32 protein-coding genes are annotated in these 26737 nt (G+C 68.4%); 14 read left to right on the top strand and 18 right to left on the bottom strand.

Annotation, left to right across the window (positions count from 1 at the left end; genetic code table 11):
• Positions 1-132: 132 nt before the first annotated feature.
• The 4 genes from EAO27_RS00650 to EAO27_RS00635 are packed head-to-tail and all read left to right on the top strand — an operon-like array spanning position 133 to position 2064.
• The gene (locus EAO27_RS00650) at positions 133-774 is read left to right on the top strand and encodes a pyridoxamine 5'-phosphate oxidase family protein (protein ID WP_242776004.1); all 642 of its coding nucleotides are present in this window, start codon (positions 133-135) and stop codon (positions 772-774) included.
• Positions 771-1388: a glutathione binding-like protein gene (locus tag EAO27_RS00645; protein ID WP_242776002.1), complete on the top strand. Its 618-nt coding sequence runs from the start codon at positions 771-773 to the stop codon at positions 1386-1388. Before EAO27_RS00650 ends, EAO27_RS00645 begins: the two co-directional genes overlap by 4 nt.
• Positions 1388-1609, top strand: coding sequence for a 4-oxalocrotonate tautomerase family protein (locus EAO27_RS00640; RefSeq protein WP_242775999.1), 222 nt, complete (start codon positions 1388-1390; stop codon positions 1607-1609). Before EAO27_RS00645 ends, EAO27_RS00640 begins: the two co-directional genes overlap by 1 nt.
• Complete coding sequence (locus EAO27_RS00635) at positions 1606-2064, top strand: DMT family transporter (RefSeq protein WP_242775997.1); 459 nt, start codon at positions 1606-1608, stop codon at positions 2062-2064. Before EAO27_RS00640 ends, EAO27_RS00635 begins: the two co-directional genes overlap by 4 nt.
• Before the next feature lie 4 nt (positions 2065-2068).
• On the opposite strand, the gene EAO27_RS00630 is transcribed toward EAO27_RS00635, so the two are convergent.
• Positions 2069-2512 carry a DUF6265 family protein gene (locus EAO27_RS00630; protein ID WP_242775996.1) on the bottom strand — a complete coding sequence of 148 codons (444 nt, stop codon included), beginning with the start codon at positions 2510-2512 and terminating at the stop codon, positions 2069-2071.
• A gap of 81 nt (positions 2513-2593) precedes the next feature.
• Between EAO27_RS00630 and EAO27_RS00625 the strand changes: the two genes are divergently transcribed.
• Positions 2594-3280, top strand: a complete 687-nt coding sequence (locus tag EAO27_RS00625) for a helix-turn-helix domain-containing protein (RefSeq protein WP_242775994.1) — start codon at positions 2594-2596, stop codon at positions 3278-3280.
• Between the two features lie 18 nt (positions 3281-3298).
• Here EAO27_RS00625 and EAO27_RS00620 read toward each other — a convergent pair whose 3' ends face one another.
• Positions 3299-3577 (bottom strand): hypothetical protein, encoded by a 279-nt coding sequence (locus EAO27_RS00620; protein WP_242775991.1) that lies wholly within the window; start codon positions 3575-3577, stop codon positions 3299-3301.
• A 126-nt stretch (positions 3578-3703) separates the two neighbouring features.
• Between EAO27_RS00620 and EAO27_RS00615 the strand changes: the two genes are divergently transcribed.
• On the top strand, positions 3704-5260 hold the full coding sequence (locus tag EAO27_RS00615; protein WP_242775988.1) for an NAD(P)/FAD-dependent oxidoreductase: 1557 nt from the start codon (positions 3704-3706) through the stop codon (positions 5258-5260).
• A 118-nt stretch (positions 5261-5378) separates the two neighbouring features.
• Here EAO27_RS00615 and EAO27_RS00610 read toward each other — a convergent pair whose 3' ends face one another.
• From EAO27_RS00610 to EAO27_RS00570, 9 genes are all read right to left on the bottom strand, one after another.
• The gene (locus tag EAO27_RS00610; protein ID WP_242775985.1) at positions 5379-6074 is read right to left on the bottom strand and encodes an endonuclease/exonuclease/phosphatase family protein; all 696 of its coding nucleotides are present in this window, start codon (positions 6072-6074) and stop codon (positions 5379-5381) included.
• A gap of 69 nt (positions 6075-6143) precedes the next feature.
• Positions 6144-6419: a DUF2007 domain-containing protein gene (locus EAO27_RS00605; RefSeq protein WP_242775982.1), complete on the bottom strand. Its 276-nt coding sequence runs from the start codon at positions 6417-6419 to the stop codon at positions 6144-6146.
• Positions 6419-6985: a pyridoxamine 5'-phosphate oxidase family protein gene (locus EAO27_RS00600; RefSeq protein ID WP_242775979.1), complete on the bottom strand. Its 567-nt coding sequence runs from the start codon at positions 6983-6985 to the stop codon at positions 6419-6421. The genes EAO27_RS00605 and EAO27_RS00600 overlap by 1 nt, the downstream gene beginning before the upstream one ends.
• A gap of 35 nt (positions 6986-7020) precedes the next feature.
• Positions 7021-7596 carry a DUF924 family protein gene (locus EAO27_RS00595; RefSeq protein WP_242775976.1) on the bottom strand — a complete coding sequence of 192 codons (576 nt, stop codon included), beginning with the start codon at positions 7594-7596 and terminating at the stop codon, positions 7021-7023.
• Positions 7597-7603: 7 nt separating this feature from the next.
• A complete protein-coding gene (locus EAO27_RS00590; RefSeq protein ID WP_242775973.1) occupies positions 7604-8011 on the bottom strand; it encodes a hypothetical protein in 408 nt (135 codons plus the stop codon).
• A 94-nt stretch (positions 8012-8105) separates the two neighbouring features.
• The gene (locus EAO27_RS00585; RefSeq protein ID WP_242775970.1) at positions 8106-9317 is read right to left on the bottom strand and encodes a hypothetical protein; all 1212 of its coding nucleotides are present in this window, start codon (positions 9315-9317) and stop codon (positions 8106-8108) included.
• Between the two features lie 215 nt (positions 9318-9532).
• Positions 9533-10975, bottom strand: coding sequence for a metalloprotease TldD (gene tldD / locus EAO27_RS00580; RefSeq protein ID WP_242775967.1), 1443 nt, complete (start codon positions 10973-10975; stop codon positions 9533-9535).
• Positions 10976-11167: 192 nt separating this feature from the next.
• Positions 11168-11947, bottom strand: a complete 780-nt coding sequence (locus tag EAO27_RS00575; protein WP_242775964.1) for an SDR family oxidoreductase — start codon at positions 11945-11947, stop codon at positions 11168-11170.
• 10 nt (positions 11948-11957) lie between these two features.
• Complete coding sequence (locus tag EAO27_RS00570) at positions 11958-12458, bottom strand: thioredoxin family protein (RefSeq protein WP_242775961.1); 501 nt, start codon at positions 12456-12458, stop codon at positions 11958-11960.
• A 56-nt stretch (positions 12459-12514) separates the two neighbouring features.
• Between EAO27_RS00570 and EAO27_RS00565 the strand changes: the two genes are divergently transcribed.
• The 5 genes from EAO27_RS00565 to EAO27_RS00545 all read left to right on the top strand — a co-directional run bounded on the left by EAO27_RS00565 (position 12515) and on the right by EAO27_RS00545 (position 17641).
• Positions 12515-14032 carry a carboxyl transferase domain-containing protein gene (locus EAO27_RS00565; RefSeq protein ID WP_242775959.1) on the top strand — a complete coding sequence of 506 codons (1518 nt, stop codon included), beginning with the start codon at positions 12515-12517 and terminating at the stop codon, positions 14030-14032.
• 95 nt (positions 14033-14127) lie between these two features.
• The gene (locus tag EAO27_RS00560; RefSeq protein WP_242775957.1) at positions 14128-15261 is read left to right on the top strand and encodes an acyltransferase family protein; all 1134 of its coding nucleotides are present in this window, start codon (positions 14128-14130) and stop codon (positions 15259-15261) included.
• Positions 15262-15273: 12 nt separating this feature from the next.
• Positions 15274-15480: a hypothetical protein gene (locus EAO27_RS00555; protein ID WP_242775954.1), complete on the top strand. Its 207-nt coding sequence runs from the start codon at positions 15274-15276 to the stop codon at positions 15478-15480.
• A gap of 77 nt (positions 15481-15557) precedes the next feature.
• Complete coding sequence (locus EAO27_RS00550; RefSeq protein WP_242775951.1) at positions 15558-16667, top strand: S41 family peptidase; 1110 nt, start codon at positions 15558-15560, stop codon at positions 16665-16667.
• Positions 16668-16891: 224 nt separating this feature from the next.
• Positions 16892-17641: a methyltransferase gene (locus EAO27_RS00545; RefSeq protein ID WP_242775948.1), complete on the top strand. Its 750-nt coding sequence runs from the start codon at positions 16892-16894 to the stop codon at positions 17639-17641.
• Between the two features lie 31 nt (positions 17642-17672).
• On the opposite strand, the gene EAO27_RS00540 is transcribed toward EAO27_RS00545, so the two are convergent.
• The 6 genes from EAO27_RS00540 to ispG all read right to left on the bottom strand — a co-directional run bounded on the left by EAO27_RS00540 (position 17673) and on the right by ispG (position 23294).
• A complete protein-coding gene (locus tag EAO27_RS00540) occupies positions 17673-18152 on the bottom strand; it encodes a GNAT family N-acetyltransferase (RefSeq protein WP_242775945.1) in 480 nt (159 codons plus the stop codon).
• On the bottom strand, positions 18149-19966 hold the full coding sequence (locus EAO27_RS00535; protein WP_242775942.1) for a hypothetical protein: 1818 nt from the start codon (positions 19964-19966) through the stop codon (positions 18149-18151). Before EAO27_RS00535 ends, EAO27_RS00540 begins: the two co-directional genes overlap by 4 nt.
• Complete coding sequence (locus EAO27_RS00530; RefSeq protein ID WP_242775939.1) at positions 19963-20397, bottom strand: hypothetical protein; 435 nt, start codon at positions 20395-20397, stop codon at positions 19963-19965. The genes EAO27_RS00535 and EAO27_RS00530 overlap by 4 nt, the downstream gene beginning before the upstream one ends.
• Positions 20378-21148 (bottom strand): hypothetical protein, encoded by a 771-nt coding sequence (locus tag EAO27_RS00525; protein WP_242775936.1) that lies wholly within the window; start codon positions 21146-21148, stop codon positions 20378-20380. The genes EAO27_RS00530 and EAO27_RS00525 overlap by 20 nt, the downstream gene beginning before the upstream one ends.
• Positions 21149-21163: 15 nt before the next feature.
• Positions 21164-22018 carry a hypothetical protein gene (locus EAO27_RS00520; protein WP_242775934.1) on the bottom strand — a complete coding sequence of 285 codons (855 nt, stop codon included), beginning with the start codon at positions 22016-22018 and terminating at the stop codon, positions 21164-21166.
• A gap of 124 nt (positions 22019-22142) precedes the next feature.
• Positions 22143-23294 carry a flavodoxin-dependent (E)-4-hydroxy-3-methylbut-2-enyl-diphosphate synthase gene (ispG, locus tag EAO27_RS00515; RefSeq protein ID WP_242775932.1) on the bottom strand — a complete coding sequence of 384 codons (1152 nt, stop codon included), beginning with the start codon at positions 23292-23294 and terminating at the stop codon, positions 22143-22145.
• A gap of 179 nt (positions 23295-23473) precedes the next feature.
• On the opposite strand from ispG, the gene EAO27_RS00510 reads away from it, so the two are divergent.
• The 3 genes from EAO27_RS00510 to EAO27_RS00500 all read left to right on the top strand — a co-directional run bounded on the left by EAO27_RS00510 (position 23474) and on the right by EAO27_RS00500 (position 25512).
• Positions 23474-24205 carry a TorF family putative porin gene (locus tag EAO27_RS00510; protein WP_242775929.1) on the top strand — a complete coding sequence of 244 codons (732 nt, stop codon included), beginning with the start codon at positions 23474-23476 and terminating at the stop codon, positions 24203-24205.
• A 222-nt stretch (positions 24206-24427) separates the two neighbouring features.
• The gene (locus EAO27_RS00505; RefSeq protein ID WP_242775927.1) at positions 24428-25162 is read left to right on the top strand and encodes a TorF family putative porin; all 735 of its coding nucleotides are present in this window, start codon (positions 24428-24430) and stop codon (positions 25160-25162) included.
• A 212-nt stretch (positions 25163-25374) separates the two neighbouring features.
• On the top strand, positions 25375-25512 hold the full coding sequence (locus EAO27_RS00500) for a hypothetical protein (protein WP_242775924.1): 138 nt from the start codon (positions 25375-25377) through the stop codon (positions 25510-25512).
• Positions 25513-26092: 580 nt separating this feature from the next.
• Here the strand turns inward: EAO27_RS00500 and EAO27_RS00495 are convergent.
• Positions 26093-26608 carry a GNAT family acetyltransferase gene (locus tag EAO27_RS00495; RefSeq protein WP_242775921.1) on the bottom strand — a complete coding sequence of 172 codons (516 nt, stop codon included), beginning with the start codon at positions 26606-26608 and terminating at the stop codon, positions 26093-26095.
• Positions 26609-26737: the final 129 nt, after the last annotated feature.

Genomic DNA, 26737 nt, shown 5'->3' with positions numbered 1-26737 from the left:
CCAGTTTTCGGAACAAACTTGTTCCTGTTTCACCGATTATCACCGCATGAGCAACGCCGTATTGCATCGCAGGCGGACGAAGCGCGGCCCCCTCCCCATGCTTCGTCCGCCCCCGTTCGAAAGGCCCATCCGATGGCGCGCAACTATCTCCACACGATCTTCACCGACGCGGCTCGGACGATGCAGGAACGGCACGGGTCGCGCGCCGCCTATGCCCGCGCCGAAGCCGGCGCCGACGGCACTCCCGACCCCGTCGGCGAGCGCGAAGCGGCGTTCATCGCGGCGCGCGACAGCTTCTACATGGCGAGCGTCACGCCCGCGGGGTGGCCCTATATGCAGCACCGCGGCGGCCCGCCGGGTTTCCTCCGCCCGCTCGGCGGCAACCGCATCGGCTTTGCCGACTATCGCGGCAACCGCCAGTATATCAGCGCGAGCAACCTTGCCGAAGACCCGCGCGTCGCGCTGTTCCTGATCGACTATCCGGCGCGCGAGCGGCTCAAGCTGCTCGGCCGCGCGCATGCGGTCGAGCTGGCCGACGATCCCGAACTCGTCGCCTCGCTGATGCCCGCGGGCTATCGCGCCATCCCCGAGCGCGCGGTGCTGATCGATGTCGTCGGCTGGGAATGGAATTGCTCGCAGCACATCGTGCCGCGCTTCACCGAAGATCAGATTTCCGCCGCGGTGCGCCCGATGGCCGCCGAACTGGGCCGCCTGCGCGCCGAGCTCGAAGCCCTGCGCGCCGCCGCATCCACCCAGCAGGGAGACGCCCGATGATCATCCTCCACGGCAGCCCGCTGTCGGGCAATACGCACAAGGTGCGCATGGCGCTCGCCTTCCTCGGCCTCGCGTGGGACGAACGGCTCGCCGATGCCGCGGTGCGCCAGTCCGACGCCTATCGCGCGCTCACCCCGATGGCGCAGATCCCGCTGCTGATCGACGGCGACTTCAGCCTGCGCGACAGTCAGGCGATTCTCGTCTGGATCGCCGCGACGCACCGCCCGGGCGAATGGGACGGCCGCACCCCCCGCGAACGCGGCGAGATCGCCGTCTGGTTGTCGCATGCCGCCAACGAGATCGCCAACGGCCCCGCGACGCTGCGGCTCGCGCGGCAGTTCGGGGCGACGATCGCCGAGGAGCACGCCGCCGCGGTCAGCGCGCGCATCCTGCCCGTCGTCGACGCGCATCTCGCGGACCGCGACTGGCTGGTCGGGGATCGCTTGACGATCGCCGATCTCGCCGCCAGCCCCTATCTCGCGCTGGCCGGCGAGGCGGGAATCGACCTTGGCGACTGGCCGCACATCGCCGCCTGGACGCGCCGCATCGCCGCGCTGCCCGGCTTTCCGCCGATGCCCGGCTGGCCCGGCGTCGCAGACGAAAGGACCGCCTGATGCCCACCGTCCATATCCGCATCACCCGCGAGGGAGCGACGCCCGCCCAGAAGGCCGAACTGATCGCCGGGGTCACCGACCTGCTCCGGCGCGTCCTCGACAAGAATCCCGCGACCACCGTCGTCACGATCGACGAGGTCGACCTCGAAAACTGGGGCATCGGCGGGCTGCCCGTGCTCGACTATCGCGCCGCGCAGGCCGCAAAGGTCCCCGCGCGATGACCGCGAACGGCAGCGCCCCCGCCTTCGCCGCGATCATGTTCCTGACCGGGGTCGGCATTCCGATCCTCGCGGCGCTCAACGGCGGCCTCGGCGCGCGGCTCGGCAGCCCGATGGCGGCCTCGATGATCCTGTTCGGGCTCGCCTTCCTCATCGCCACCGCGGGCGCGCTGATGACCGGATCGGTCGGCCAGATCCGCTTTTCGGGGGACATCCCCTTTCATTTCTATTTCGGCGGGCTGTTCGTCGCTTTCTACGTCATCGCGGTGACCTTCATCGCGCCCCGATTCGGGGTCGGCAACGCGATCTTCTTCGTCCTCGTCGGCCAGCTCGCCAGCGCCGCGGTGATCGACCATTTCGGGCTGTTCGGATCGATGCGTTTCCCGATCGACGCCAAACGCATCGCGGGAATCGCGCTGATGGTCGCGGGGGTCTGGCTCGCACGGCGAACGGGGTGACGGCCTAGCGGCGGCGATAGTCCCAGCGCATCGCCTGCGTCCCGTCGAGCCGCGAGATCGTCGCGGTCAGCCCGTCGCCTTCGCGCGCATAATGGATGCGCTGCGGATAATCATGCGCGGCATTTTCGAAGGTCGCGCTGGCGGCGTCGTGGCGGACCAGCGCGAACGCCACCGGCGCCCGCCCGCCGGGCTGCGCGATATAGGCGATCGTGCCGTCGGCGGCGGTTTGCAGCCGCAGATATTCGAACTCGCGCACCGTCTCGCCCCTGCCCGACCGGCTGTGGCCGAGCATCAACCCGCCGCGCGGGCGCGTCCAGCTTTCTTCGGTCCAGCGCCCGTCCGCCTCGCGCACCCAGTCGCCCGCCATCCAGCCGAGGTCGTCGACCCGCGCCGGTTCGCTCGCGGCGAGCAGCAGCATCGACAGCGCCGCGATCATCGTCTTTTTCATATGCGCCTCCCTTTTCCGCCTTTTCGCAGCGGCGCGACGCGCCGTCTTGAACCGACGCGACAATCGGCGTCTAACCCGCACATGGACTATGCCGAGTTCGCCCCGCCCCCCGCGCTTGCCGGCCTCGTCAAGGCGCGCTGGACGCTGGCGGGCGACGGCGACCCCGCCGTCTGGTGCGACCAGCAGGCGACCCCCGACGGCTGCGTCGAACTGATCCGCCGCACGCGCGGGCGCTCGCGCTGGGACGGCGACCAGCCGGCCTGTTTCGCGGTGTGGCTGATCGAACGCCCGACCGGCTTCGCGATCAGCGGCGATGCGAGGTTCGAAGGCCTGCGGCTGTGGCCGTGGGCGTGGCCGCTCGTCGGCGCGCACCCGCTCGCCGCGCTGCGCGGCCGCTGGCTCGCGTGCGACGCGCCGCCGTTCGACCGGATCGAAGCGCGCCTCGCCGCCGAGACCGCGCTCGCCGCCACCGGCACCGCGATCCTGACCGCGCCGAGCGTCGCCGCGATGGGCGACGCGACCGGCCTGGCGCCGCGCGCGCTCCAGCGCTGGTTCGCGCGCCACGTCGGGCTGCCGCCGCGCGCCTGGCTGCGCCTCGCGCGGTTCCAGAAGGCGTTCGAGACGCTGCCCGGCGAGGCCAGCCTGGCGGGTCACGCCGCCGATCGCGGTTACGCCGATCAGGCGCATATGGCGCGCACCTTCCGCACCCTCGCCGGGGTGCCCGCGGGCGAGGCGCGGACGCGCGCGACGGGCCCCTTTCTGCGATAGGGATCCGGGGCTTTCGCCCTAGTCGTCGAGTTCGGCCATGCGCGCCTTGTGGTGGCGCGTGCGCGCGACGATCACCCAGAGCAATATCGCCCAGCCGATGCCGAGGCTGATCCAGCCCCAGCTTTCGGTCGCGAGCGGCCCGATCCGGACCGGCCCGCCGCTCTGCGGCCACGCCCACAGGCCGAGCGAGGCGAAGACGAAGAAAAGCCCGGTCAGGCGCGGGCCGCGCGCGACCGCGCGCAGTTCGCGGCGATAGGCGGCGCGCGCATCGGCGTCGTCGATATGCGGTCGGGTCATGGCGCCATCTGGCGCGTCGGCGGCGTCGCCGCAAGCGGTCAATTTGACGTCGATCAAAGCGGGCTGGCGCGACTCATGCTTTGTCGCCTAGCATCGCACAAAAAGAAGCGAGAGGAGCGGACCCAAATGGCAACAGCGATCCGGGCGGCCGACGCCGCGACACCCACCCCTGCCCCCGCCGGCACCCATGTCGACGTGCTGATCGTCGGCGCGGGCATTTCGGGCATCGGCTCGGCCTTTCACCTGCAACAGCAATGCCCCGGCAAAAGCTACGCGATCCTCGAGATGAAGGAGAGTTTCGGCGGCACGTGGGAAACGCACAAATATCCCGGCGTGCGTTCGGACTCCGATCTCTACACCTTCGGCTACCGCTTCAAGCCATGGGTCGGCGCGCCGATCGCGAGCGGCGCCGAAATCCTCAAATATATGGGCGAGGTAATCGACGAGAGCGGGATCGCGCCGCACATCCGCTACGGCCACCGCATCACCGCCTGCCGCTGGTCGAGCGCCGACAATCGCTGGACGGTCGAGGCGGTGGCGAACGGCAGCCCCGTCGTCTTCACCGCGAACTTCCTATGGATGTGCCAGGGCTATTACGACCATGAAACGCCCTATGTTCCCGACTGGCCGGGCCTGTCAGATTACAAGGGCGCGTTCGTCCACGCGCAGCTCTGGGACCCCGCGACCGACTATGCCGGCAAGCGCATCCTCGTCATCGGATCGGGCGCGACCGCCGCGACCGTCGTCCCCGCCTTCGCCGAAAAGGCGGCGCATGTGACGATGCTCCAGCGCTCGCCGACCTATTTCTTCTGCTCGGAGAACAAGAACGAGCTCGCCGACCGGCTGCGCGAGGTCGGGGTCGACGAACCGACGATCCACCGCGTCGTGCGCCAGCAGATCATGCACGACCAGGACCAGCTCACGCGCCGCTGCCAGAGCGAACCCGATGCCGTGTTCGAGGAGCTGAAGGCGCTGATCCGCGCCTTTTCGGGCGACCCCGATTTCGCCTTCGAACCGCATTTCACGCCGAAATACCGCCCCTGGCAGCAGCGCCTCGCCTTCTGCCCCGAAGGCGACATCTTCAAGGCCGCGACCGCGGGCAAGCTGACCGTCGTCACCGACGCGATCGACCGCTTCACCGAGACCGGGGTGCGCACCGAAGGCGGCACCGAGATCGAGGCCGACCTGATCGTCGCGGCGACGGGCTTCAACCTGCTCGTCATGGGCGGGATCGCGTTCGAGGTCGACGGCAAGCCCGTCGACTGGTCCGATACCGTGACCTATCGCGGCATGATGATGACGGGCGTCCCCAATCTGGCGTGGGTGATGGGCTATTTCCGCGCGAGCTGGACGCTGCGCGTCGACATGATGGGCGATTTCGTCTGCAATCTGCTCAACCACATGGACGATATCGGCGCGCGGAAGGTCGAGGTCGCGCTGCGTCCCGAGGACACCGGCATGGCCATCCTGCCGTGGATCGAGGCCGACAATTTCAATCCCGGCTATCTGATGCGCGGGATCGCCGCGATGCCGCGCCGCGGCGACAAGCCCGAATGGCGCCACAATCAGGATTATTGGGCCGAAAAGGACGCCTTCCCCGACATCGACCTGATGGACGCCGCCTTCGTCTATGACGGCCAGTCGGCAACGGGAAGCTCCGCCGAAAGCGTCGCCGCCGAATAGCGAGAATAGCCGCTGCCGGTTTGCGCCGCCACGAAGCCCCGCGCCGGCGACGCTTCCCCGCCCGCGGGGAGCGGCGAAGCCGGCGTCCGCGGGCGGGGACCGGCCTTCCCGCGAGACCCTATGCCTCCTTGAACCGCGCCCAGATCGGCAGATGGTCCGACGCGCGCGACGCGAGCGCGCTGCGGTGCACGCCGGCTTCGACCGCTTCGAGGTGCGGCGACGCGAAGATGCGGTCGAGCTTGGCGACCGGGCGGCGGCTGTGGAAGCTGTGCCCGGTGTCGACGAGCCGGTGATGCTCGCCGAAATCGGCGAGGCAGCCGCCGCGGTTGCGCCATTCGTTGCAGTCGCCCATCAGGATCGTCGGCAATTGCTCGCCCTCGGCGAGATGGCCCAGGATCGCGCGCGCCTGCTGGCGGCGGCGCAGCCCCGAAATGTCGAGATGCATGCCGACGACGCGCAGCCGCGTGTCGCCGATCCGCACCGTCGCCGCCACCGCGCCGCGCGGTTCGAGCGTCGGCAGGTGAAGCGCGTGGCTTTCCTCGACCACGGCGCCCTTGCGCACCAACAGCGCATTGCCGTGCCAGCCGATCGCATAGGGGCGCCCGTCGAGCAGGTCGACCGGAACGTAGTCGCTATGCTCCTCGAACATGCGGGGCGGGATCGCGCTGGCGCGGGTGCCGAAGCGGCGGTCGGCCTCCTGCAGCGCGACGATATCGGCGTCGAGCTCGCCGAGCACCGACAGCACGCGGCCGGGGTCGCGGCGGCGGTCGAGCCCGATGCCCTTGCGCATATTGTAACTGGCGACCTTGATCATGGGAGAGTCTTGAACGGCCCTTGTTGGCGTTGGTGCCTAGCGTGTCGACGCACCGTCCTTGTTTGTCCTTCAAGAAAGGAAAAACGGTCCTTCGACAAGCTCAGGACGAACGGAGGCGCGGCCGGGTTGCGCCTGGGGCGCTTCAAAGGCTTCGATCAAGGCCTGCGCCTCGACCAGATCCTCGTCCAGCACCATCACGCGCACCGGGATCAGCAGCCCGACGCTTTCGGCGATGTTCATGCCCGCGTCGAAGCAGACCGCGTGCACCCCCGCGCTGTCGAGCCGGCCGCGCAGCAGCTCGGCCTCGGCGCCGTTGGGCAGGCGGACGAGTTCGGCCAGCGCCATCAGCCCGCCTCGCCCGCGATGAACCGGTCGGTGGGGCGCGTCGGCAGGCCGTCGATGCTTTTTGTGCGGCCCTGGAATTTCTCGACCCACGCGGCGGGATCGGCCTGGCGGTGATATTTCTGCAACGTGTCGCGCTCGTGCTGCAATTCCATCATCGGCACGCCCCAGCCGCAGCTCGTCTGCACGCTTTCGATCTCGATCACGAAGATCTGGCGCGTGCCGGGGAGCAGGGTGAAGGGCGCGGCAACCGCCTCCCACTCGGCATCCTGCGGCAGCACCGCCCGCCCGCGGCCATAGAGCCGCAGGATCAGCGCGCTGCGGTCGAAGGCGCAGAACATGATCGTGATCCGCCCGTCGGCCGCCAGATGCGCGTGCGTCTCGTTCCCCGATCCGCCGAAATCGAGCCACGCGACGCGGCGTTCGGACAGGACGCGGAAGGTGTCGGCATAGCCCTTGGGCGACAGGTTGATCCGCCCCCCGGCCGCCGCGGTGGCGGTAAAGAAGACCGGCTGTTTCGCGATGAAGGCGATATGCTTGTCGGTGAGCGTCTCGGTGAATTCGGCCATGGATCAGCGCTCCGCAAGGGGGACGGGCAGGCCTATCACCAATTCCGGCCCTCTTCTATCGCCGCGGCTTCGTCGGGGCGCGTCGCGCGGCCGAGTGCTTCGTTGCGATGCGGGAAACGGCCGAAGCGATCGATGATCGCGAAATGCTTCTGCGCATAGTCGGCGAACATCGGATCGGCGAGCTGGCCCATCAGGCGCAGCGATTCGCGCTGGTCGGCGATCTCCTCGCTATGTTCGAAGGGCAGATAGGCGAACTGGCGCCGGTCGTCGGGCCAGCCCTGGTCCCAGCCGCGCGCGACGATGCCGCGGGCGATCGCGCGCGCGAGGCTGTCGGTCGCGAACGCCTCGGCGTCGCCGCGAAAGATGTTGCGCGGGACCTGGTCGAACAGGATCGCCGCCGCCAGCGCGGTGTCGGGATCGCCCAGAAAGGCGTCGGCGGGCTGCGACCGCAACGCTTCGCGCCAATCGCCCGCCAGATCGCGCACCGCGGCGTCGAAGGCATCGCCGCCGCGATACCAGTCGTCCTGGCCGTGCGTGTCGAACCAGAAGGCAAGCAGCCGCGCCGCCCAGTCGGCGGGCGGCGCGGCGAGGGTGCGGTCGTCGTCGGTCACGCGGCGCTTATTTCTTCGCGCCTTCGGGTTTGCGGTACGGCACGAAGTCGCCGAGCGCGACGAAGCCGCTGTACATGTGGCTGCTGCGATCGCGCAGTTCGAGCGTATCGATGCTGCACAGCTGGCTGCTGCTCGTCTTGAGGACGAGGATATCGTCGTCGTCGAGCGATTCAGCGCCGCTGCGCGGCCGGTTGACCCACAAGGTACTGCCCGAGCGGTAGACGATCGCCGTGCCGTCGATGACGGTCGAGCTGCGCGCCGACGCGAGCGGGATGCACTTCTGGGGTTCACCCGCGACGCGGCCCTCGAGCATCTTCTCAAGCTGCGCTTCGGGCGACAGTTTCTCCTTTGCCGTCGCGGCAGGCGACACCGCAACCGCGGCGGCGGCGATGATGGAAAAAATCAACGGACGCATGGGTAAGACTCCTGTCATTCAACACACACCCTCTGCCGCAGATATAGGAAGGAACGCGTGAACGACAACTGACTCGCCCGCACTTTTCCGCCGGTCAGCAGGCCGAATCGGGCAGCGGAATGCCGAGCGGCCCCTTGCATTTCTTCTTCTTGGGCTTGTCGGCCGGGGTGCTGCTTTCGCCGCCGCCGCTCATCCCGCCCATGCCCCCGAAGTCGGCGCCGACCATCAGCATCGTGTACGAACGGAAGCGCACCTTCGCGGTCCAGTCGATGTTCCATACCGCATTGCCCGCGGGCTTGGGCGGATAGGAGAAATTCGCCTCGGGACCGAAGGCATTGAGGTTGCCGATCATCATCTCGCCCGATGCCTTCTTGACCTCGGCGGGGATCTGGCACGTCGTCTGCGACGGCGGCATCACGATCTTCTTGGTGATCAGATTGGCGACCACCGAGGGGGGCAGCCAGTCCCACAGCCCGCCGCCGAACTCCTTCGTCGCGCTGCTCGTCCACCACACCATGTCGCCGCCGCCCGCGCCGCGGTCCATGCCGCCGATCGTCCACGCCGCATAGCCCGTGGCGTTGGTGACCGGGTTCCAGCGGATCATCACCGATCCGTCGGGCTGGTCGGCGGTCGAGGCCTGGAGCGCGGGCATATAATCCTGCGCCAGCGTGAAATTGATGTCGCTGCCGACATTGCTCGCGACGCGGTGCGCGCCGAGCAGCGAGCTGTCGCGCGCGGGAAATTTGTCCGACTTGCCGTTCGGCCATTCCATATAGGATTTGCTGTTCGACGCCGACACTTCGCGGATCACGGGCACCGCGGTCGAGAAGAGGTTCGGCGGCACCTGCCCCGCCGCGACCTTGGCGAAATCGATGATCACCGGCTGCCCCGGCCCCGCCTTGGCGCCGCAGCCCCAGTAGAGCAGCAGCCGTCCCTTCGGCCGTTCGAATTCGGGGGTATAGTCGCCGGTCTTGCGCTCGGGGCTGATCAGCGGCACCGATTTGCCGAGCTTCGCCTGCGGCAGGAAGAAATGGTCGCCCTTGGGCGGCGGCGCGGTCGGCACCGTGTTCGAACCGAGCCGCAGATAGAGCTGGCGCGCCAGCGCCTTGTCGGGGCCGCCGCCGAACATCATGCTCATCGCGCCGCCCATGCCGCCCTTTCCGCCCCCCATCGCGGCAAAGCCCGACATCGTCGCGGCGTCCATTTCGTAGCGTTCCTTGGGACCCGTGGTCTTCTGCGCCGCGGCCGGCGCGGTCAGCATCGCGGCGATCGCCGCAAGCGAGGCGAACTGGAAAGTCTTGCGCATAAATCCTCCCTGCAACCGGCGGCGGCGCCCCCGGCGGAAAAGTTCATGCGACCCAATTCTTCTCTATGTTTGAGAGCGCTATAGGCGCGAGAACGGCCGACGCCAAGTGATGCGCGTCACAGGGTCGCGTCATTGCGAGCGAAGCGAAGCAATCCAGAGTGTGACAGGCCGCTCCGGATTGCTTCGCTTCGCTCGCAAGGACGATGGAGAGGGGGTCAGGCCGTCCCGCCCACCGTCAGCCCGCCGACCAGCAGCGTCGGCTGCCCGACCCCTGCCGGGACGCTCTGGCCGCCCTTGCCGCACACGCCGATCCCTTCGTCGATCGCCATGTCGTTGCCGATGCCGAGCAATTTGGTGAGCACGCTCGGTCCGTCGCCGATCAGCGTCGCGCCCTTGATCGAGTCGCCCAATTTGCCATTCTCGACCTTGTACGCCTCGGTGCAGCTGAAGACGAACTTGCCCGACACGATGTCGACCTGTCCGCCGCCGAAGCTCTTGGCGAAGATGCCGTTCCTGACGCGGCTCAACAGCTCGGCGGGGTCGTCCTTGCCGCTCTTCATGAAGGTGTTGGTCATTCGCGGCATCGGCGCGTGGGCAAAGCTTTCGCGGCGCCCGTTGCCGGTCGGCGCGACCCCCATCAGCCGCGCGTTGAGCCGGTCCTGCATATAGCCCTTGAGGATGCCGTCCTCGATCAGCACCGTCTCCTGCGTCGGGGTGCCCTCGTCATCGATCGACAGCGAGCCGCGGCGACCGCCGCCTTCGGGGCTTTCGAGGCTGCCGTCGTCGACCACGGTGACGCCGGGCACCGCCACGCGCTCGCCGATGCGGCCCGAAAAGGCGCTCGTGCCCTTGCGGTTGAAATCGCCCTCGAGCCCGTGGCCGACGGCTTCGTGGAGCAGCACGCCCGGCCAGCCGGGGCCGAGCAGCACGGTGAACTCGCCCGCGGGCGCGTCGACCGCGCGCAGGTTGACGAGCGCCTGTGCCAGCGCCTCGTCGATCGCGCGGTTCCACTGCGCGGGTTCGAACAGATGGTCGTACATGTAGCGCCCGCCGAGGCCGAAATAGCCCGATTCGCGGCGGCCATTCTCCTCGACCACGATGCTGACGTTGAGCCGGACGAGCGGGCGGATGTCGGTGGCGAGGAAACCGTCGGCGCGGACGATCTCGACCACCGACCAGCTGCCCGCGAGCGCGACCGAGACCTGCACGACGCGCGGATCGCGCGCGCGCGCGGCGGCGTCGACCTCCTGGCACAGCGCGACCTTCTTCGCGAAGGGGATCAGGTCGAGCGGGTTCGCCTCGTCATAGAGGTGGCGGTTGGTGCGCGGCGGCGGCGCGGCGTGCGGCTGGTTCGCCGGGTCGAGCAGCGCGAGCGTCTCCGCGGCGCGGCGGATCGCGCCGGCGCTGATGTCGCTGGCATGGGCAAAGCCCGTCATCTCGCCCGACACGGCGCGCAGGCCGAAACCCGCGTCGGTCGAATAGTCGGCGGTCTTGAGCCGCCTGTCGTCGAACCCGAAGCTCTCGGTCGCGCGATATTGCAGATAGAGTTCGCCGTCGTCGGCCTTGGCCAGCGCCTCGCGCGCGAGCTTCTGCGCCAGATCGGGGTCGAGCGCGTCGGCGCGATAGAGGAAGCGGCGGGGATCGGTGAGACTGGTCATCGCGCCGATATAGGCGCGCGGGTCCGTCGCGCAAAGGGCGATCGTCGGCGGCAGGCAATCGCCGGCCCGGGCGGACCTGGGAACGGGAAACGGATTGGCTTGAACGGCCGCCGCAGCGCCATCGGCCACAGGAAGGATCGTCCGACATCCGCACCGGTCGTCTCCCGCCACCCGGCGGGGGAGATGCGCGGCTCAGCGAAAGGTCGCCATGCCCGCGCCGTCGATGTTGAGCTTCTGCCCCGAGCAATAGGGGTTGGCGTCGCTGACGAACCAGACCACCGCCGCCGCGACGTCGGCGGGGACGGCGACGCGGCCGAAGGGCATTTTGGCGGCGAGATGCTGGATGTCGTCCTGTCCGGTGATCGCGCGCGACAGACGTTCGCCCATGTCGCTGACGGTGAGCGCGGGGGCGACGATGTTGACGCGGACGCCGTTCGCCAGCTCTTCCTTGGCCAGCGTGATCGCGAGCGCTTCGCCCGCCGCCTTTGCCATCGTGTAGGGCGCGCCGTTGGGCGAATTGCTGAGCGTCGCGATGCTCGAGATGACGATGATGTCGCTGCGGGCGTGGGTGCGCAGTTGCGGCAGCGCGAGGCGCGACAGCCGGTGCGGGCCCGCGGCGTGGACCGCGAACAATTTATCGACCTCTTCGGGGCTGGTGTCGGCGACCGACAGCCCACGGCTCGCGATACCGGCATTGTTGACGAGGATCGACAGTGGGCCGAAATCGGCCTCGACCGCGGCGACCATCCCGGCGCAGGCACCCTCGTCGGCGACCGACGCCTGATAGGCCCTGGCCTTGCGGCCCAGCGCCCGGATCGCGGCGACGGTTTCGGCGGCGGCCTCCTCGCCGCGCGTGTAGTTGACCGCAACGTCGGCGCCGGCTTCGGCGAGGCCGATGGCGATGCCGCGGCCGATGCCGCGCGAGGCGCCGGTGACGAGCGCGGTGCGCCCCGCAAGGTTCATCTCGGTCATCTCTCTCTCCCTATTGCATCAGTTCGTCATAGATGGCGTCGTCGCTGCGGCTCGCCGCGTTGCGCCATTTGGGCGCGGCCTTGCGGTTGAGGACCTTGCCGTCGGCATCGAGCACCGCGACCGTCGGGGTGCCCTTGATCCTGAAGCCGAAGCGTTTCGGCACCGCGGCGTTGCGCACGATGCCGCGGTGCGGCATGCCGATGTCGGCAAAGACGATGTGATAGCGGTCGCGCACTGGCGCGAAGCGCTCGCTCGCGACCAGATTGGCGAGCCAGGCGCTGTCGTGGCAGCCGTTCATTCCCATCACCAGCAGCACGCGCTTGCCCGAAGCCTGCGCCGCGGCGAGCGCGGCATCGACCGCCGGCATCGGGTCGCTGCCCTCGGCGAAAGCGTCGGTCCGATAGGGATCCTCGACGCCCGCGATGGTGCGCGGCGCCTTGTCGGCGGCGGCGTGGACGGCGGTGAGCGGCAGGAGCAGGGCGCCGAGGACGGCGAGGGTTCGGGGGGTCATCGGGGCACGATAGGTTTTGCATGACGTTTCCGTCAACGTAAGATAGCCTTCCGCCCATGAGCTGGAAAAAAGAAGTCGAAGAGCTGGGCGCGCGACGCGCGATGGCCGAAAAGATGGGCGGCGAGGAAAAGGTCGCGCGCCAGCACGGGCGCGGCAAGATGGACGCGCGGGCGCGGCTCGCGGCGATCGTCGACCCCGGCAGCTTTCGCGAGATCGGCAAGATCGCGGGGCGCGGCAGCTATGGCCCCGACGGCGAGCTCGAGGATCTGGCGGCGTCGAACTTCATCTTCGGGCGCGCCAATGTGGATGGGCGGCCGGTGGTCGCGAGCGCCGATGATTTCACCGTGCGCGGCGGCGCCGCCGATGCGGCGCTGCACCGCAAGTTCATCCAGTGCGAGGCGATGGCGCACGAATATCGCCTGCCCCTGATCCGCATGATCGACGGCACCGGCGGCGGCGGGTCGGTCAAGACATTGGAGGACATGGGCTATACCTATATCCCCGCGGTTCCCGGCTGGGACCAGATCATCGCCAATCTCGACACCGTGCCGGTGGTCGCGCTCGCGCTGGGCCCGACCGCGGGGCTGGGCGCGGCGCGGGTGGTGGCGAGCCATTACAGCATCATGGTACGCGGGCTGTCGCAGCTTTTCGCGGCGGGGCCCGCGGTCGCGGCGGCGATCGGCGATACGCTGGACCGCGAGGAGCTGGGCGGGGTCGACGTCCATACGCGCAACGGCGTCGTCGACGACGAGGTGGCGTCGGAGGCCGAGGCGTTCGCCGCGGCGCGGCGCTTCCTGTCGTACCTGCCCTCGTCGATCCACGAGCGCGCCGCGCGGACCGAATGCCGCGACCCGGTCGGGCGCCGCGACGAGAGCCTGCTCTCGGTCGTGCCGCGCGAGGCGAAACAGGTCTATTCGATGCGGCGCATCGTCGAGGCCGTGTTCGACCGGGGCAGCGTCTTCGAAATGGGCGCGCGCTGGGGGCGCGCGGCGATCACCGCCTTTGCGCGGCTCGACGGCTGGCCGGTCGCGGTGCTCGCGAGCGATCCCTCGTACCTCGGCGGATCGTGGGACGCGAAGACGAGCGAAAAGGCCGAGCGCTTCGTCAAGATGGCCGACCAGTTCCGGCTGCCGATCGTGCATCTCGTCGACAATCCGGGCTTCATGATCGGCGGCGAGGCCGAAAGGACCGGGACGATCCGCTACGGCGTGCAGGCGATGAACGCCATCTATCGCGCGTCGGTGCCGCTGGCGTCGGTGGTGGTGCGGCGCGCTTACGGGATCGCGGGGAGCGCGATGTCGAACGCCGAGCGCTTCCAGTACCGATTCGCCTGGCCCTCGGGCGACTGGGGCAGCCTGCCGATCGAGGGCGGGGTCGAGGTCGCGTACAAGAGCGAGCTCGAGGCGGCCGAGGACCCCGCGGCGCATCTCGAGGCGATCCGCGAGCGGCTCAACCGCGTGCGAAGTCCGTTCCGCACGGCGGAGAAATATGGCGTCGAGGATATCATCGACCCGCGCGACACACGGCCGCTCCTGTGCGAGTTCGCCGAGCTGGCGTGGCGGGTGCTCCGGTAATTTCGTCATTGCGAGCGCAGCGAAGCAATCCAGGGTTGCGTAAACCGCTCTGGATTGCTTCGCTGCGCTCGCAATGACGGGGTGAAGGGGGGCCTGTGACAGCGCAACGCCATTACGGCATGGACTGGCTCCGCATCGGGGCGTTTGCGCTGCTCATCCTCTATCATATCGGCATGTATTTCGTGCCGTGGGACTGGCATGTGAAGATCGCCGAGCCGCTTGACTGGGTGGCGATCCCGATGCTGGCGACGAACAGCTGGCGGCTGGCGTTGCTGTTCCTCGTATCGGGTTATGCGAGCGCGGCCTTGTTCGCCAAGCTCGGCGGGCCGGGCCGTTTTGCGAGGTCGCGCAGCGCGCGGCTGCTGATCCCCTTGCTGTTCGGCATGATCGTGATCATCCCGCCGCAGCCGTGGATCGACCTCAAGGGCCAGCACGGCTACCCGCACGGCTTCCTGCATTTCTGGCTGCACGATTATTTCGGCTTCCAGTTCATCGACGGCATCGCGCTGCCGACGTGGCAGCATCTGTGGTTCGTCGTTTACCTGTGGGTCTATACGATGCTCGCGGCACTGCTGCTCGCGCTGATCCCCCGGGCGGCGCGGGCGCGGATCGCCGATGGCGCGGCGCAGCTGCTCGGCGGATGGCGGCTGCTGGTCGTGCCCGCCCTGTGGTGGATCGCGCTCTATCTCGCCTTTCCCGACCATGACGAGACGCATGCGCTGTTCGACGACGGGCCGTCGCATCTCCATTATCTCGCCGCCTTCGGCATCGGCTGGCTGCTGCGGGTGCGGCCGATCCTGTTCGAGGCGGTGGCGCGCTGGTGGAAGGTCGCGCTGGTCGTCGGGCTGCTCGCCTTCATCCCCGTCGCGTGGATCGAAGGAACATGGCCGGGCGACACGGTCGCGCCCGACTGGGTGTTCCTGCCCTATCATGTCGCACGCCATATCAACGGCTGGCTGCTGATCGTCGCGCTGGTCGGGATCGCCGATCGCTGGTGGAACCGCGATCGTCCGAGCCGCGCGATGCTCGCCGAGGCGGTCTTCCCCTTCTACATCGTCCACCAGACGATCATCGTCGTCGTCGGCTGGTGGCTGCTCAAGGGACAGGTCGCGGCGCTGCCCTCCTTCCTGATCCTGCTTGTCGCGACCGTCACCGGATGCTGGCTTTTCTACGCGATCGGGCGCAGCATCGGCTGGCTGCGGCCGCTGATCGGACTGCAGCGGAAATAGGGGAGAGCGGGCATGGCGGCTCTGAAGGGCCTGATGGCGATCGTCGGCATCGCGGCGATCATGATGGGCGGGCTGTGGATCCTGCAGGGGCTCGACATCGTGCGCTGGCCCGCCGACAGCTTCATGCTCGGCGACCGGGTCTGGACGCGCAATGGCGCGCTTTTGTCGCTTCTCGGTGTCGTGCTGATCTGGCTCGCGCGCAAAAGAGCGCAGTCCTGATCATTCGACTACAAATGTAGTTGATCTGTATTGAGGACGTGATACACCCCGCTTGCCGGGGCCAGTGGAGATTTGTCATGACAGGTTTTTCGCGCCTCCTTCCCGCCCTGCTGATGGCCACGGCGCCGCTTGCCGTGCTGCCGGTGGTCGCCGCCGAAGAGGCCGCGCCCGCCCCCGCAGTCGATGCCAACGCCGTTGCCGAAACCTACGCCGCGCTGCTCGAACGCGACTATGTCTACCCCGACACGGGGCGGCGCTACGCCGCGGCGATCCGCGCCGCGATTGCCGCGGGGCGCTACGCGCCGCTGACCGGCGCGGCGCTGGGCACCGCGATCGATGCCGATGTGAGCGCGGTGTCGCCCGACGGACATCTGCGCGTCCGCGCACCCGACAATGCCGCCCCCGCGCCGGGCGGTGCCGCGCCGGTGAAACGCCCGCCGCGCGTGCCCGTCGAGCAGGCGGGATGGATCGCGCCGGGAATCGCCTTCGTGCGCTTCAACGTCTTTCCGAACGATCCCGCGGTGACCGCGACGGCGGCGAAATTCATGGCCGACCATGCCGATGCCCGGGCGATCATCTTCGACATCCGGACACACGGCGGCGGCGGCATGGACCAGATGGACGTCATCTTTCCCTGGCTGTTCGCAAAGGAAACGCGGCTGGTGACGATGGCGACGCGCGCGTCGGTCGATGCGCAGGGCGGATCGCCGATCGACGGCATTCCCTCGATGCGCAAGGTCGCGGGCGCCGCGGGCATGGTGACGCGCGAGCATTGGGCGATGCCGAACGGCGACGCGCGGCTGCGCGATGCCCGAATCTATGTGCTGACCTCGGGGGCGACCGCGTCGGCGGCCGAGCATTTCTCGCTGGCGATGAAGCATACGGGGCGCGGGGTGCTGATCGGCGACCCGACCGCGGGCGCCAATCATTTCGGGCGCGGCGAGGAACTGGGCGGCGGCTTCACCGGCTTCATCCCCGTCGGTCGCACCTATGACCCCGCGACCGGGCAGGACTGGGAAGGCGTCGGCGTGCTGCCCGACATCGCGGTCCCGCCCGCCGACGCGCTGGTCCGCGCGCTGACCGAACTGGGCGTCGATGCCGCCGAGGCGAAGCGATTGTCCGACGCGCATATGCCGTCGGCGCCGATGGAACGGCGCAAGGGCCGGGTCCGCGCGCCGGCGCGGTAACGCGGTTTTCGTTCCGTTCCCGACGGACGCGCTCCGTTGCGGCCGCCTTTCCGCGTCATGGCTGAGATGTGGCAGGTTCGGAGCGCCGTTGATCGATTGCCAAAGTGTGTTGGTAGAATAATACAGAAAGGCGGGCAGCGAAGATTTTATTCCGATGTGCATCCGATCGCGCGACTCCCGGCGTCCAGCCGATATTCGCCGCCGTCGACAAAGGGAGGAATATCATGCCGCGTCAGGCCCTGCTTCGAAACACCAGCTTCCTGTTTGCTACCTGCGGACTCGCGGTGGCGGGCATCGCCGCGGTCGCACCCGCGCGCCCGGCACTGGCGCGGGTAGTGATCGACACCAGCCGCCCCGACAGCGACAAGGCGCAGGATGCCGCGCGCATGCCCGCGATGATGATCCGGTTCGCGCAGATCAAGCCGAAGCAGACCGTGGTCGAACTGCTCCCCGGTGACGGCTATTTCACGCGCGTCTTTTCGAACGCCGTCGGCGCGAGGGGCAGAATAATCGCTGTCGAACCCGGCAAGAAGGATCTGATCAGGGCGTTGTCCCGCGACCCGCGCCGCGGGAATATTTTTCTGTCGTCAGGGGCGTTCGATCGGTTCGCCGCTGACGGTACCGCCGATATCGTCTGGACCTCACGCAACTATCACGACCTGAAGGGGCCGAGCGTCCCCGCCGATACCGCGGCGCGGGTCAACAAGGCGGCGTTCGCGGCGCTGAAGCCGGGCGGCTATTATGTGGTGCTCGATCACAGCGCGGCGCCGGGATCGGGCACGCGCGACGTCGACACACTCCACCGGATCGACGCCGAGACGGTGAAGGCCGAAGTGATCGCGGCGGGCTTCGTGCTCGACGACGAGAGCCCGCTGCTCGCGAACCCCGACGATGCGCGCACGGCGGCGGTGTTCGACCCTTCGATCAAGGGCCGGACCGACCAGTTCATACTGCGCTTCAAAAAGCCCGGGTGAACGGTCCGGCCCCTGCGTCGGGGCGAAGGAGCTAGGGCCGCGCCAGTTCGGTGAGCGCGTCGCCGTCGACGCGCATCACGGTCCATTCGTCCATCATGCGCGCGCCGAGGCCCTCGTAGAAGCCGATCGCCGGGGCGTTCCAGTCGAGTACGCTCCATTCGAGCCGCGCGCAGCCGCGCTCGACGCAGAGCTTGGCGAGATGCGCGAGCAGGGCCTTGCCCAGCCCCGACCCGCGTGCTTCGGGGCGGACGAACAGGTCTTCGAGATGGATGCCGGGCCGGCCCTCGAAGGTCGAGAAATTGTGGAAGAAGAGCGCAAAGCCCTGCGCCGCGCCGCCGATCTCGCCGATCACCACCTCGGCATAGGGACGCGCGCCGAACAGTTTTTCGCCGAGCGTCGCCTCGTCGAAGCGGACTTCGTGCGCGAGCTTTTCATAGTCGGCAAGGTCGCGGATGAATTGCGCGATCAGCGGCAGGTCGGCCCGCGTGGCGGGGCGGATCGAAAGGGTCAATACAGGTCTCCGGGCTGGCGTCTGGGGTAGGTGCCTTCGCTTTTGGCGCGCGCGACGATCGTGGCGGCGGCGGCCGTTGCAGCGACGCGCAGTTCGGACCCTTCGTCGAAATAGGCCATGCTGTCCATCTCCGCGATGGCGGCCTGCCCGGGCTGTTCGAGGCCCGCGACGGCGGCCGCCGTCCGGGCTGCTTCGAGCGCGCCCGCGGTCACCGCTTCGCCATCGGCGACATCGATGACCTCGCCGTCCGGCGGCGTCTCGTCGGGTCCGGCGCGGCGGTAACGCGCTTGGTCGCAGGCGATTTCGTCGTCGCCGGCATCGTCGGCGAACAGGTCGCGCGGCTTGCCGCCGAAGCGCGCGCATTGGCGGCGATATTCGCCGTCGTCGCGGGCGAGCAGCGCGATCCGTGCCGTCATCGCGTCATGGTCGCGGCGGTTGCAGGCGATTTCGAGCGCGGCGCCGCGTGTGTCTTCAGGAGTGCCGGTGCACCGGGCAGCGAGCGCGTGCGGATCGGCTTCCAGCGCCGCGACCGCAGCGTCCTGCCGCGCGTCGTGCGCGGTGTAGCAGGCGGCCGAAACATGGCGGTCGCGCTCCATGATCTCGCGTCCGCCATCGCCGTCGCAGAGGATTTGATAGGCCGCGTCGTCGGCGGCGAGCATGTCGCCCAGCGCGCTCTCGACCGCGATGTCATAGCTCAGGCACGCGTGGAACAGCGCGCCCCTGCGCTGGTTCTCGGGCGTCGCCTCGCATTGCGGCGCGAGCGCCGCGCCCTTCATCGCCAGCGCTGCGCCCGCGATACGATCGCGCTCCGATTGCCGCGCGTCGCAGGCGCCGGCGAGCGCCGCGCCGCGCTTGCCGTCCGGCGTGGCGGTGCAAAGCGGGTCGAGCCGCGCGGGGTCGTCAAGCAGGGCAAGCGTTTCGGCCTCGGTCGCTTCGGCGGCGGCCTGTGCCGCCTGACGGCGCGCGCAGGCGGCTTCGGTCTTCGGCGTGCGCTGGTCGTAGGGCGGATATTGCAAAGCACCCGAGCATTTGTCGTTCGCGAGCCGCCGGTCGAGCAGTTCGACCGGGTAGCGGTCGTCGTCGCGAGCCGCGATCACCGCGCGCATCGGCTCGCCCCTGGCGGCGGCGTCGAGCATGTCGTCGGGAACGGTCAGGCCGGCGACCGGGCCGTCGGCCTCGATCGTGTCGAGCCATGCGAGCGCTTCGTCGAAGCGGCCGAGTTCGCGCAGCGCGTTGACGACATGGAAAAGCGCGGCCTGCTTCGCGGCGGCGGGTTCGTCCATCGCCGCGATCAGCGCGGGGGCGTCGGCGGCAAAGGCGGCGACGCGGCGCCGGCGCAGATCGGGGTCGACCGTCGCCCAGGTCGAGCGCTGGAGCAGGTGAAAGCGAAGGCTCGCCGGGCGGCCGAGCTGCGTCGCGAGCCACCAGGCCTGTGCGTGGCGGTTGTCGGCGGCGAGCGCGCGATAGGCGGGGTCGGCGATCAGCGCCGGCAGCCGCGCGAGTTCGGCGGCGTCATAGGCGCCATAGGCCATCGCATCCTGTTCCCCCATCGCGGCATAGTCGGGCAGGATGACGAGGCCGTTGCCCGGGCAGACGGGAATCTGCACGTCCATCGCCGGATCGCCGAGCCAGCTGCCGTCGGGCAGCGTAATCAGCGGGAAGGCGGGGTAGCCGACCTCCTGCGTGAAGCGCTCGCCGCCGAGCGGGCAGGTGAAGCTGCGCCGGTCGGCGGCCGCTTCGCCGTCTCGCGCCGCCAGCGGGGCGGTCGTCGCGAAGAACAGCAGCAGCGCGGCGACGCGGAGCGCACGGATCATGCGCCGCCGCTCGCAAGGCGCCCGCGCGCGGCGAGGATCGCGAGCGCGACAAGGACGAGCGCGGGCTGGCCGATCACCGCGGGGGCATCGGCCCGGAAGGTCGCGGGACCGCAGATGCCGGCCGCGACCTCATAGATGTGGAGCGCGCCGTGGAGCGTCAGCCACAGCCCGCCGACGAGCGCGGCGCGCCAGCGGCGGACGGGGTCGCGCGCGGCGTAGAGCAGGATCGCGCCGCTGCCGAGATAGGCGAGCCCGATGTCGCGGATGAAATGCGGGTTCGGCGGGCCGGTGGTGACGACGGTGGGGACGAAGACATACCAGTCGAGCGGCTTCGTCAGCATGAAGGCGCCGTTGGCGATACAGCTGATCGCCGCGACCAGCAGAAGCAGCTGGACGAGCCGGTCGGGCGCGTCAAATCCCGGTCTTGTCATCTCCCGTCTCCCGTTTCGTTTCATTCGCCCTGAAGAAGCGGTCATAGGCGGTGAACAGCGCGGCGCCGACCGACGAGGCCATCAGCCCGACGACGAGGCTGTCGAAGACCATCAGCGCCCAGACCGCGGCGGCGGGCGCGCCCATTGCCCAGCGATGGTTCATGCCGTGCAGCCACGACAGCGGCGCGAAGACGAGCGGCAACAGCAGCGCGAGCAGCAGCAGCCAGGGCCAGCTTCGCGCGATCAGCGCCTTCATCGGGGTCGTCCGGTCGCCGAACAGCCCCGCGAGCATCACGAAGAGATAGGGCAGCGAGAGCAGGCTGGCGACGATGGTGAAGGCGAGCGGCGGAGCGCGATGCGCGAGCAGCGGGAAAAGCTCGCCCGCCGAACCGATCGCCATGAACAGGACGAAGCCGAGCAGCAGCCGGCCCCAGCCGATCCGCCGGATATCGTACCAGCGCCCGCCATGGGCGCGGCACCACCAGAAGCGCGCCGAGGCGAGGAAGGCGAGCACCAGCCCCGCGAGCTTGGCATAGCCGAAGGCCCAGCGCAGCGGATCGTTGGCGAGGCTGCGCCCGATCGCGACGCTGTCGAACATGCCGAGGTGGATTTCGGCGGCATGCTGCGCGAACTCGGGGATGACGACGAGCGCGGCGACCGCGGGGCCGAGCCGGAACAGGGTGACGGTGCGCGTCAGATAGTCGCCGATGGCCGACAGCAGCGCGCGAAAGAAGGCGGCCAGGGCGGTCATGCCGGGCGCCGCGGGTCAATAATAGACATAGACATAGGTGACGGTCACCGAGACGGGCTTGAAGAGCTGCATGCGGAAGGGGCGGTTGATGCGAAGGTCGGCCTCCCCCTTTTCCGCGTCGACGCGCAGCATCGACACGCTGGCGCCGAGGATGTCGGTAAAGGTCGAGGGATAGGGATATTTCTTGGGGTTGCTCTCGATCCGCGGATAGGTCTGGGCCATCTTGTCGTCGTTGACCGTCGCGATGTAGGTGAAATATTGCTCGGTGCCGTTGCGGTGCACCTTGAGCATGAGCTGCACGCGGTTCGACTGCGGCTTGAACTTGTGCAGCACCAGCGTCACCTCGCCCTGCTCGTCGTCGGGCTGGAGATATTCGCGGCGAAAGGCGGTGGGCGCGATCGGCAGGCTTTTCTGGAACTCCGCATCCTTCGCGCCCGCCAGGAACACCTGGTCCAGCTTGCTGTCGTCGTCGCTGTCGACGAAGCAGAAGCGGACCACGGTTTCGAACTTCGACCCGAAATCGCCGATCATCGCGGCCATGAACTTCGATCGCGCCTGCTGGTCCTCGCCGCAATAATAGCGGCCGCTGGTACCGGTCAGCCGTTCGGTCTTCGGCGGCGCGAGGACGGGGTCGAGCCTGGTGCCCGCCGGGATGTCCTGCGAGAATTTGGCGATCGAGACCGAGATCGGCGCGTCGAGCGTGACGACTTCGGTATCGAGTATCTTCCCCTTCAGGATGACGTCGCCGGCTTTGGCGGTGAAGGTCTCGCCCGGCTTGTGCTCGCCCGGCGCGGGCGCGAGCGTTTCGGGAAGCGGCGCGACCGACGTGCGCGCGGCGGTGAGCAGCACCACCAAAGGCAAAGCCAGCATGGCACGCAGCGCCCGCCGGCCCTCGACCCCAGATCCCATATCGTCCCCCAAGCGGCCCCTTTGCATCGCTGACTATGCGAAGCCGGGGGCGGCCGCCAGCCCGAAAAAAGGGGGAGGAAAGGCCTTACGCCGCCTTGCCGTGGAGCGTGTCCATGCTCACCGCGCTGCCCGCCTCGATCTCGGCGGCCTTGGCTTCGACGAGCTTGACGACATGCGCGATCATGTCGGCGTCCTGGACATGGTGGTCGGTGATGCCCGAGAGATAGACCATATGCTTGCCGTTGCCGCCGCCGGTGATGCCGATGTCGGTCTCGCGCGCCTCGCCGGGGCCGTTGACGACGCAGCCCAGGACCGAGAGCGACATCGGGGTCTTGATGTGGCCGAGCGCATCCTCGAGCGCCTGCACGGTGCGGATGACGTCGAAGCCCTGCCGCGCGCAGCTCGGGCACGAGACGACGCGGACGCCGCGGGTGCGGAGGCCCAGCGATTTGAGGATCTCGTAGCCGACGCGGATTTCTTCCTCGGGTTCGGCCGACAGGCTGACGCGGATCGTGTCGCCGATCCCCGCCCAGAGGAGGTTGCCGATGCCGAGCGCCGATTTGACCGTGCCGCCGATCAGGCCGCCCGCCTCGGTGATGCCGAGGTGCAGCGGGCAGTCGACCGCTTCGGCGAGCTGCATATAGGAGGCGACCGCGAGGAAGACGTCGCTCGCCTTCACCGCGACCTTATATTCGTGGAAGTCGTGATCCTGGAGCAGCTTGATATGGTCGAGCGCGCTTTCGGTCAGCGCCTCGGGGCAGGGCTCGCCATATTTTTCGAGCAGATCCTTTTCGAGGCTGCCCGCATTGACCCCGATGCGGATCGCGCAGCCATTCGCCTTGGCGGCGCGCACGACCTCGCCGACGCGCTCCGACGAGCCGATGTTGCCGGGGTTGATGCGCAGGCACGCGGCGCCGGCGTCGGCGGCTTCCAATGCGCGCTTGTAGTGGAAATGGATGTCGGCGATGATCGGCACGCGCGCCGCGCGCACGATCTTGCCGAGCGCCGCGGTCGAATCGGTGTCGGGGCACGAGACGCGGATCAGGTCGGCGCCGGCCTCCTCGCAGCGACGGATCTGGTCGATCGTCGCGACCGCATCGCTGGTCAGCGTGTTGGTCATCGTCTGCACGCTGATCGGCGCGCCGCCGCCGACGGGGACGGCGCCGACCATGATCTGGCGGCTGGTGCGCCGCGCGATGTCGCGCCAGGGGCGCAGGCCGGGGTTGTGGTCGCTCATTCTTCGGATCCTCGGGAGGGGCTGGGCGACCCTTAGAGGCTTTGCGCGCCAGTTTGAAGCCAATAAGGCCAACCGCGCCGTCGCACGCCCGCGTCGTCTGGCGGCGGCGGGGCGGGATGCGCGGTTGCGTCGGGGCGAGGGTGAGGCCAAGGTCGGCTGCCCCGAACCAAGGATATTGCATGACCCGCCTGTTTGCCGCCGCGCTGTTCCTGTCGCCGATGCTCGCCGCCGCGCCCGCCGCGGCGCAGGAGGTGCCGGGCGGCGGCATCGACCTGTCGGGCGGGGTCGATCTGGTGTCCGACTATCGCTATCGCGGCCTGTCGCTGTCAGACCGCGACGTCGCGGTGCAGCCGACGATCACGGTCAGCCACGACAGCGGCTTCTATGCCGGCGCGTGGGGGTCGAACATCGATCGCGGGGCGGCCTATGGCGATGTCGAGGTCGATCTCTACGGCGGCTACGAGACCGAGATCGCGTCGGGGACGCGGCTCGACGTCGGGCTGACCTATTATTGGCATCCGGGCGGCGACAAGGCGTTCGGGCCGAGCGACCATGGCGAGGCGACGGCACGGCTGTCGTACATGCTGGGGCCGGTCGAGGCGAGCGGCCGCGTCGCCTATGCCTGGGACCAGGCGGCGCTGGGATCGGCCGACAATCTCTACCTGAACCTCGGCCTGTCGGCGGGGATTCCCAACACCCCGGTGACGCTGGCCGCGTCGATCGGGCGCAGCGACGGCGCGCTCGCGCCGGGGGGTGATTATCTCGACTGGTCGATCGGCGCGAAGGCGAATTTCGACCGCCTGACGCTGGGGCTCAAATATGTCGACACCGACATTCGCAAGACCGGGGTGAAGGCGATCGACCGGCGCTATGACGCGACCGTGGTCGCGTCGGTGGGCCTCGCCTTTTGACCGGCGCGGTAATTTTGTTTCGAACGAAACCCGTTCGACGTAAGGTAATTGTTGCATAATTGTCACGCAGCCCATTTTTTAGGCAGTCGCGGCCGTTTTTCCGTTGTGCGCCGCACCAAATTCGCCAAAACAGGCGTCGCACGAAAGGACTGGTCCGCGACCGAGGCCGGCCGTCGTGCAGCAGGCAGGGACGATCCGTTTTTCCGTTTAGGGGATCTGTCCATGAAAAAATTCTCCCGCGCATGCTTCGGCATGCTTCTCGCCGCCGCTCTCGTCCCGCAGGCCGCTTTCGCCCAGGAGGCGGAGGAGGACAGCGACGGCATCACCATCACCGGCAGCGCGACCGTCGTCAGCGACTATCGTTTCCGCGGCTTCAGCCAGTCGAACGAGGAGGCCGCGATCCAGGGCGGCTTCACCATCGCGCACGACAGCGGGCTTTATGCGGGCACCTGGGGGTCGAGCATCGGCTTCAACAACGGCACCGAGATCGATGTCTTCGCGGGCTTTGCGAAGGAAGTGTCGTCGGGGCTGACCGCCGACGTCGGCGCGACGCTCTATCTCTACCCTGGCGCGAGCAACACGACGGTGATCGAACCCTATGCCTCGCTGACCGGCGCGATCGGTCCGGCGACGCTCAAGGGCGGCATCGCGTGGGCGCCCGGCGGGCAGGATTCGCTCGGCGATGCGAGCGCGGTCTATCTCTACAGCGATTTGGGGGTGCAGATCCCCGACACCCCGGTGAAGCTCAAGGCGCACCTCGGCTATGCCAAGAGCGACAGCTTCCTCGGCGGGCTCGACGGCGAAGTGCTCGACTATTCGGTCGGGGTCGATTTCACGTGGAAGGTGCTGACGCTCGGCGTCGCCTATGTGAACACCGATGCCCCCAGGACGCTCGGCTACAAGGAAGCCGTGGGCGCCGACGGCGCGGTGGTCTTTTCGCTCGGCGCGGCTTTCTGACGCCGGGCCGGAGGCGGCCCATGGGGGTGGGCCGCCTCCCTTTTCGCGTGACGGGGGGCCTTGCTCGGGACAGCAACTCGACATCGACGGCGCGGACATGGCGACCTTTCGCTGAGCCCCGCGCCGCTGAAAAAATCGCCCAGATTCGGTTTCTTGCGCCATATTGACGATTGCTCCGCGCCGCGCCAAAGGGCGCGTGCAACAGGGGAGCAATGATGAACAAGCCGAAGACGACCGAACGCCGCGAATGGAAAACGCCGGAAGTCAGGTCCGTCATTCCCGCCCGGCGCACGCAGGGCGGCATTTTTCAAGGCCGGTTCACGGAGAATCCGTTCTACACGGTTTCCTGACAACGGATATTCCCCGTCGCCCGCGGCCAGCATGAGCTGATCGGCAACGGTATCGCGAAATGGCGGATCGATCGGGAACCCGAGCGATCGGGACCGGATCGGACACGGCAAAGCGACCGGTTGCGGCCATAAGACCCTCCCTGTGGCGAAGCCATGGGGAGGTGGCAGCGCGCAGCGCTGACGAAGGGGCTAGAGCGCAGCGTTGCCGGCCCCTCCACCCACCGCCTGCGGCGGCGGTCCCCCTCCCCATTGCTACGCGACAGGGAGGATTGGCAGAAAGCGACCGTAGGCGGCCATTCTTCTCCCCTCCCGCTTGCGGGAGGGGTCGGGGGTGGGCAGCGGCGTCGCGATGGCCCACCCCGCTGCGGCTAACCAGCAAGCTGGCAAGCCTCACTGCCCCTCCCGCACGCGGGAGGGGAAACCGGTTCGTCGCTCAATCGGCAGCTTCCCACCCCATTTCTGTCGCTAGCCGCTGTCGCTGGATAGAATGACCGCCAACGACCGGGAGCAGGCATCGGAAATCCTCCCTGTCGCGCAGCGATGGGGAGGGGGACCCGACCGCCGGCAACAGACCCGCGGATCATGTCGACGGCAACAGATGTTTGGCCATGCTGATCCGCGGTTCAACGCGATAGCCCGACTTTTCGTAAAATCGCACGGTAGCGAAATTGGACTCGACGACCTGCAGATTCACCTTGATGCAGCCGAGTTCGGCGAGGCGACGCTCGGCTTCGGCAAGCAGGTCCTGGCCGATGCCCCGACCGCGATGCGATTGCAGCACCGCAATTCGCGATATCCAGCCCCGGTGTCCTTCGTATCCGGCCATCGCCGACCCGACGACCTGCGTCCCGTCCAGTGCAACCAGCAGGAGATCGGGCTGGAATCGGAGCTTCTCGGGAATGGCCGTCGCAGCCGCGTTCCACGGACTGTCCTCGGGGAACGCTTCGCTCCATAGCGTTTCCACCCCGGCAAAATGCGCGTGATCATATATTGCTATGGATACCAACCGCCGCCCCCGATTTGCTGGCGCCTTCGACCGAGCCCGGCCGAAGGACGTTTCCCCAGCGGCACTGAACCGCTGCGGGCTGCGCTTCAAGCATATCTCTCGCGGGTCGAAGCGGCCGAAGGTCGATCATCGCCTTCATCGCTCCCCGAACCTGTTTCAGGGCCCATGCCCGGCCCTTTCCCCTGGCGCGGCGCCGGGCAGGTGACCCGGCCACGGGTG

Origin of the sequence: Sphingopyxis sp. YF1 (assembly GCF_022701295.1) — a bacterium.
GTDB lineage: Bacteria > Pseudomonadota > Alphaproteobacteria > Sphingomonadales > Sphingomonadaceae > Sphingopyxis.
This window is presented reverse-complemented; position numbering and strand designations above follow the sequence as displayed.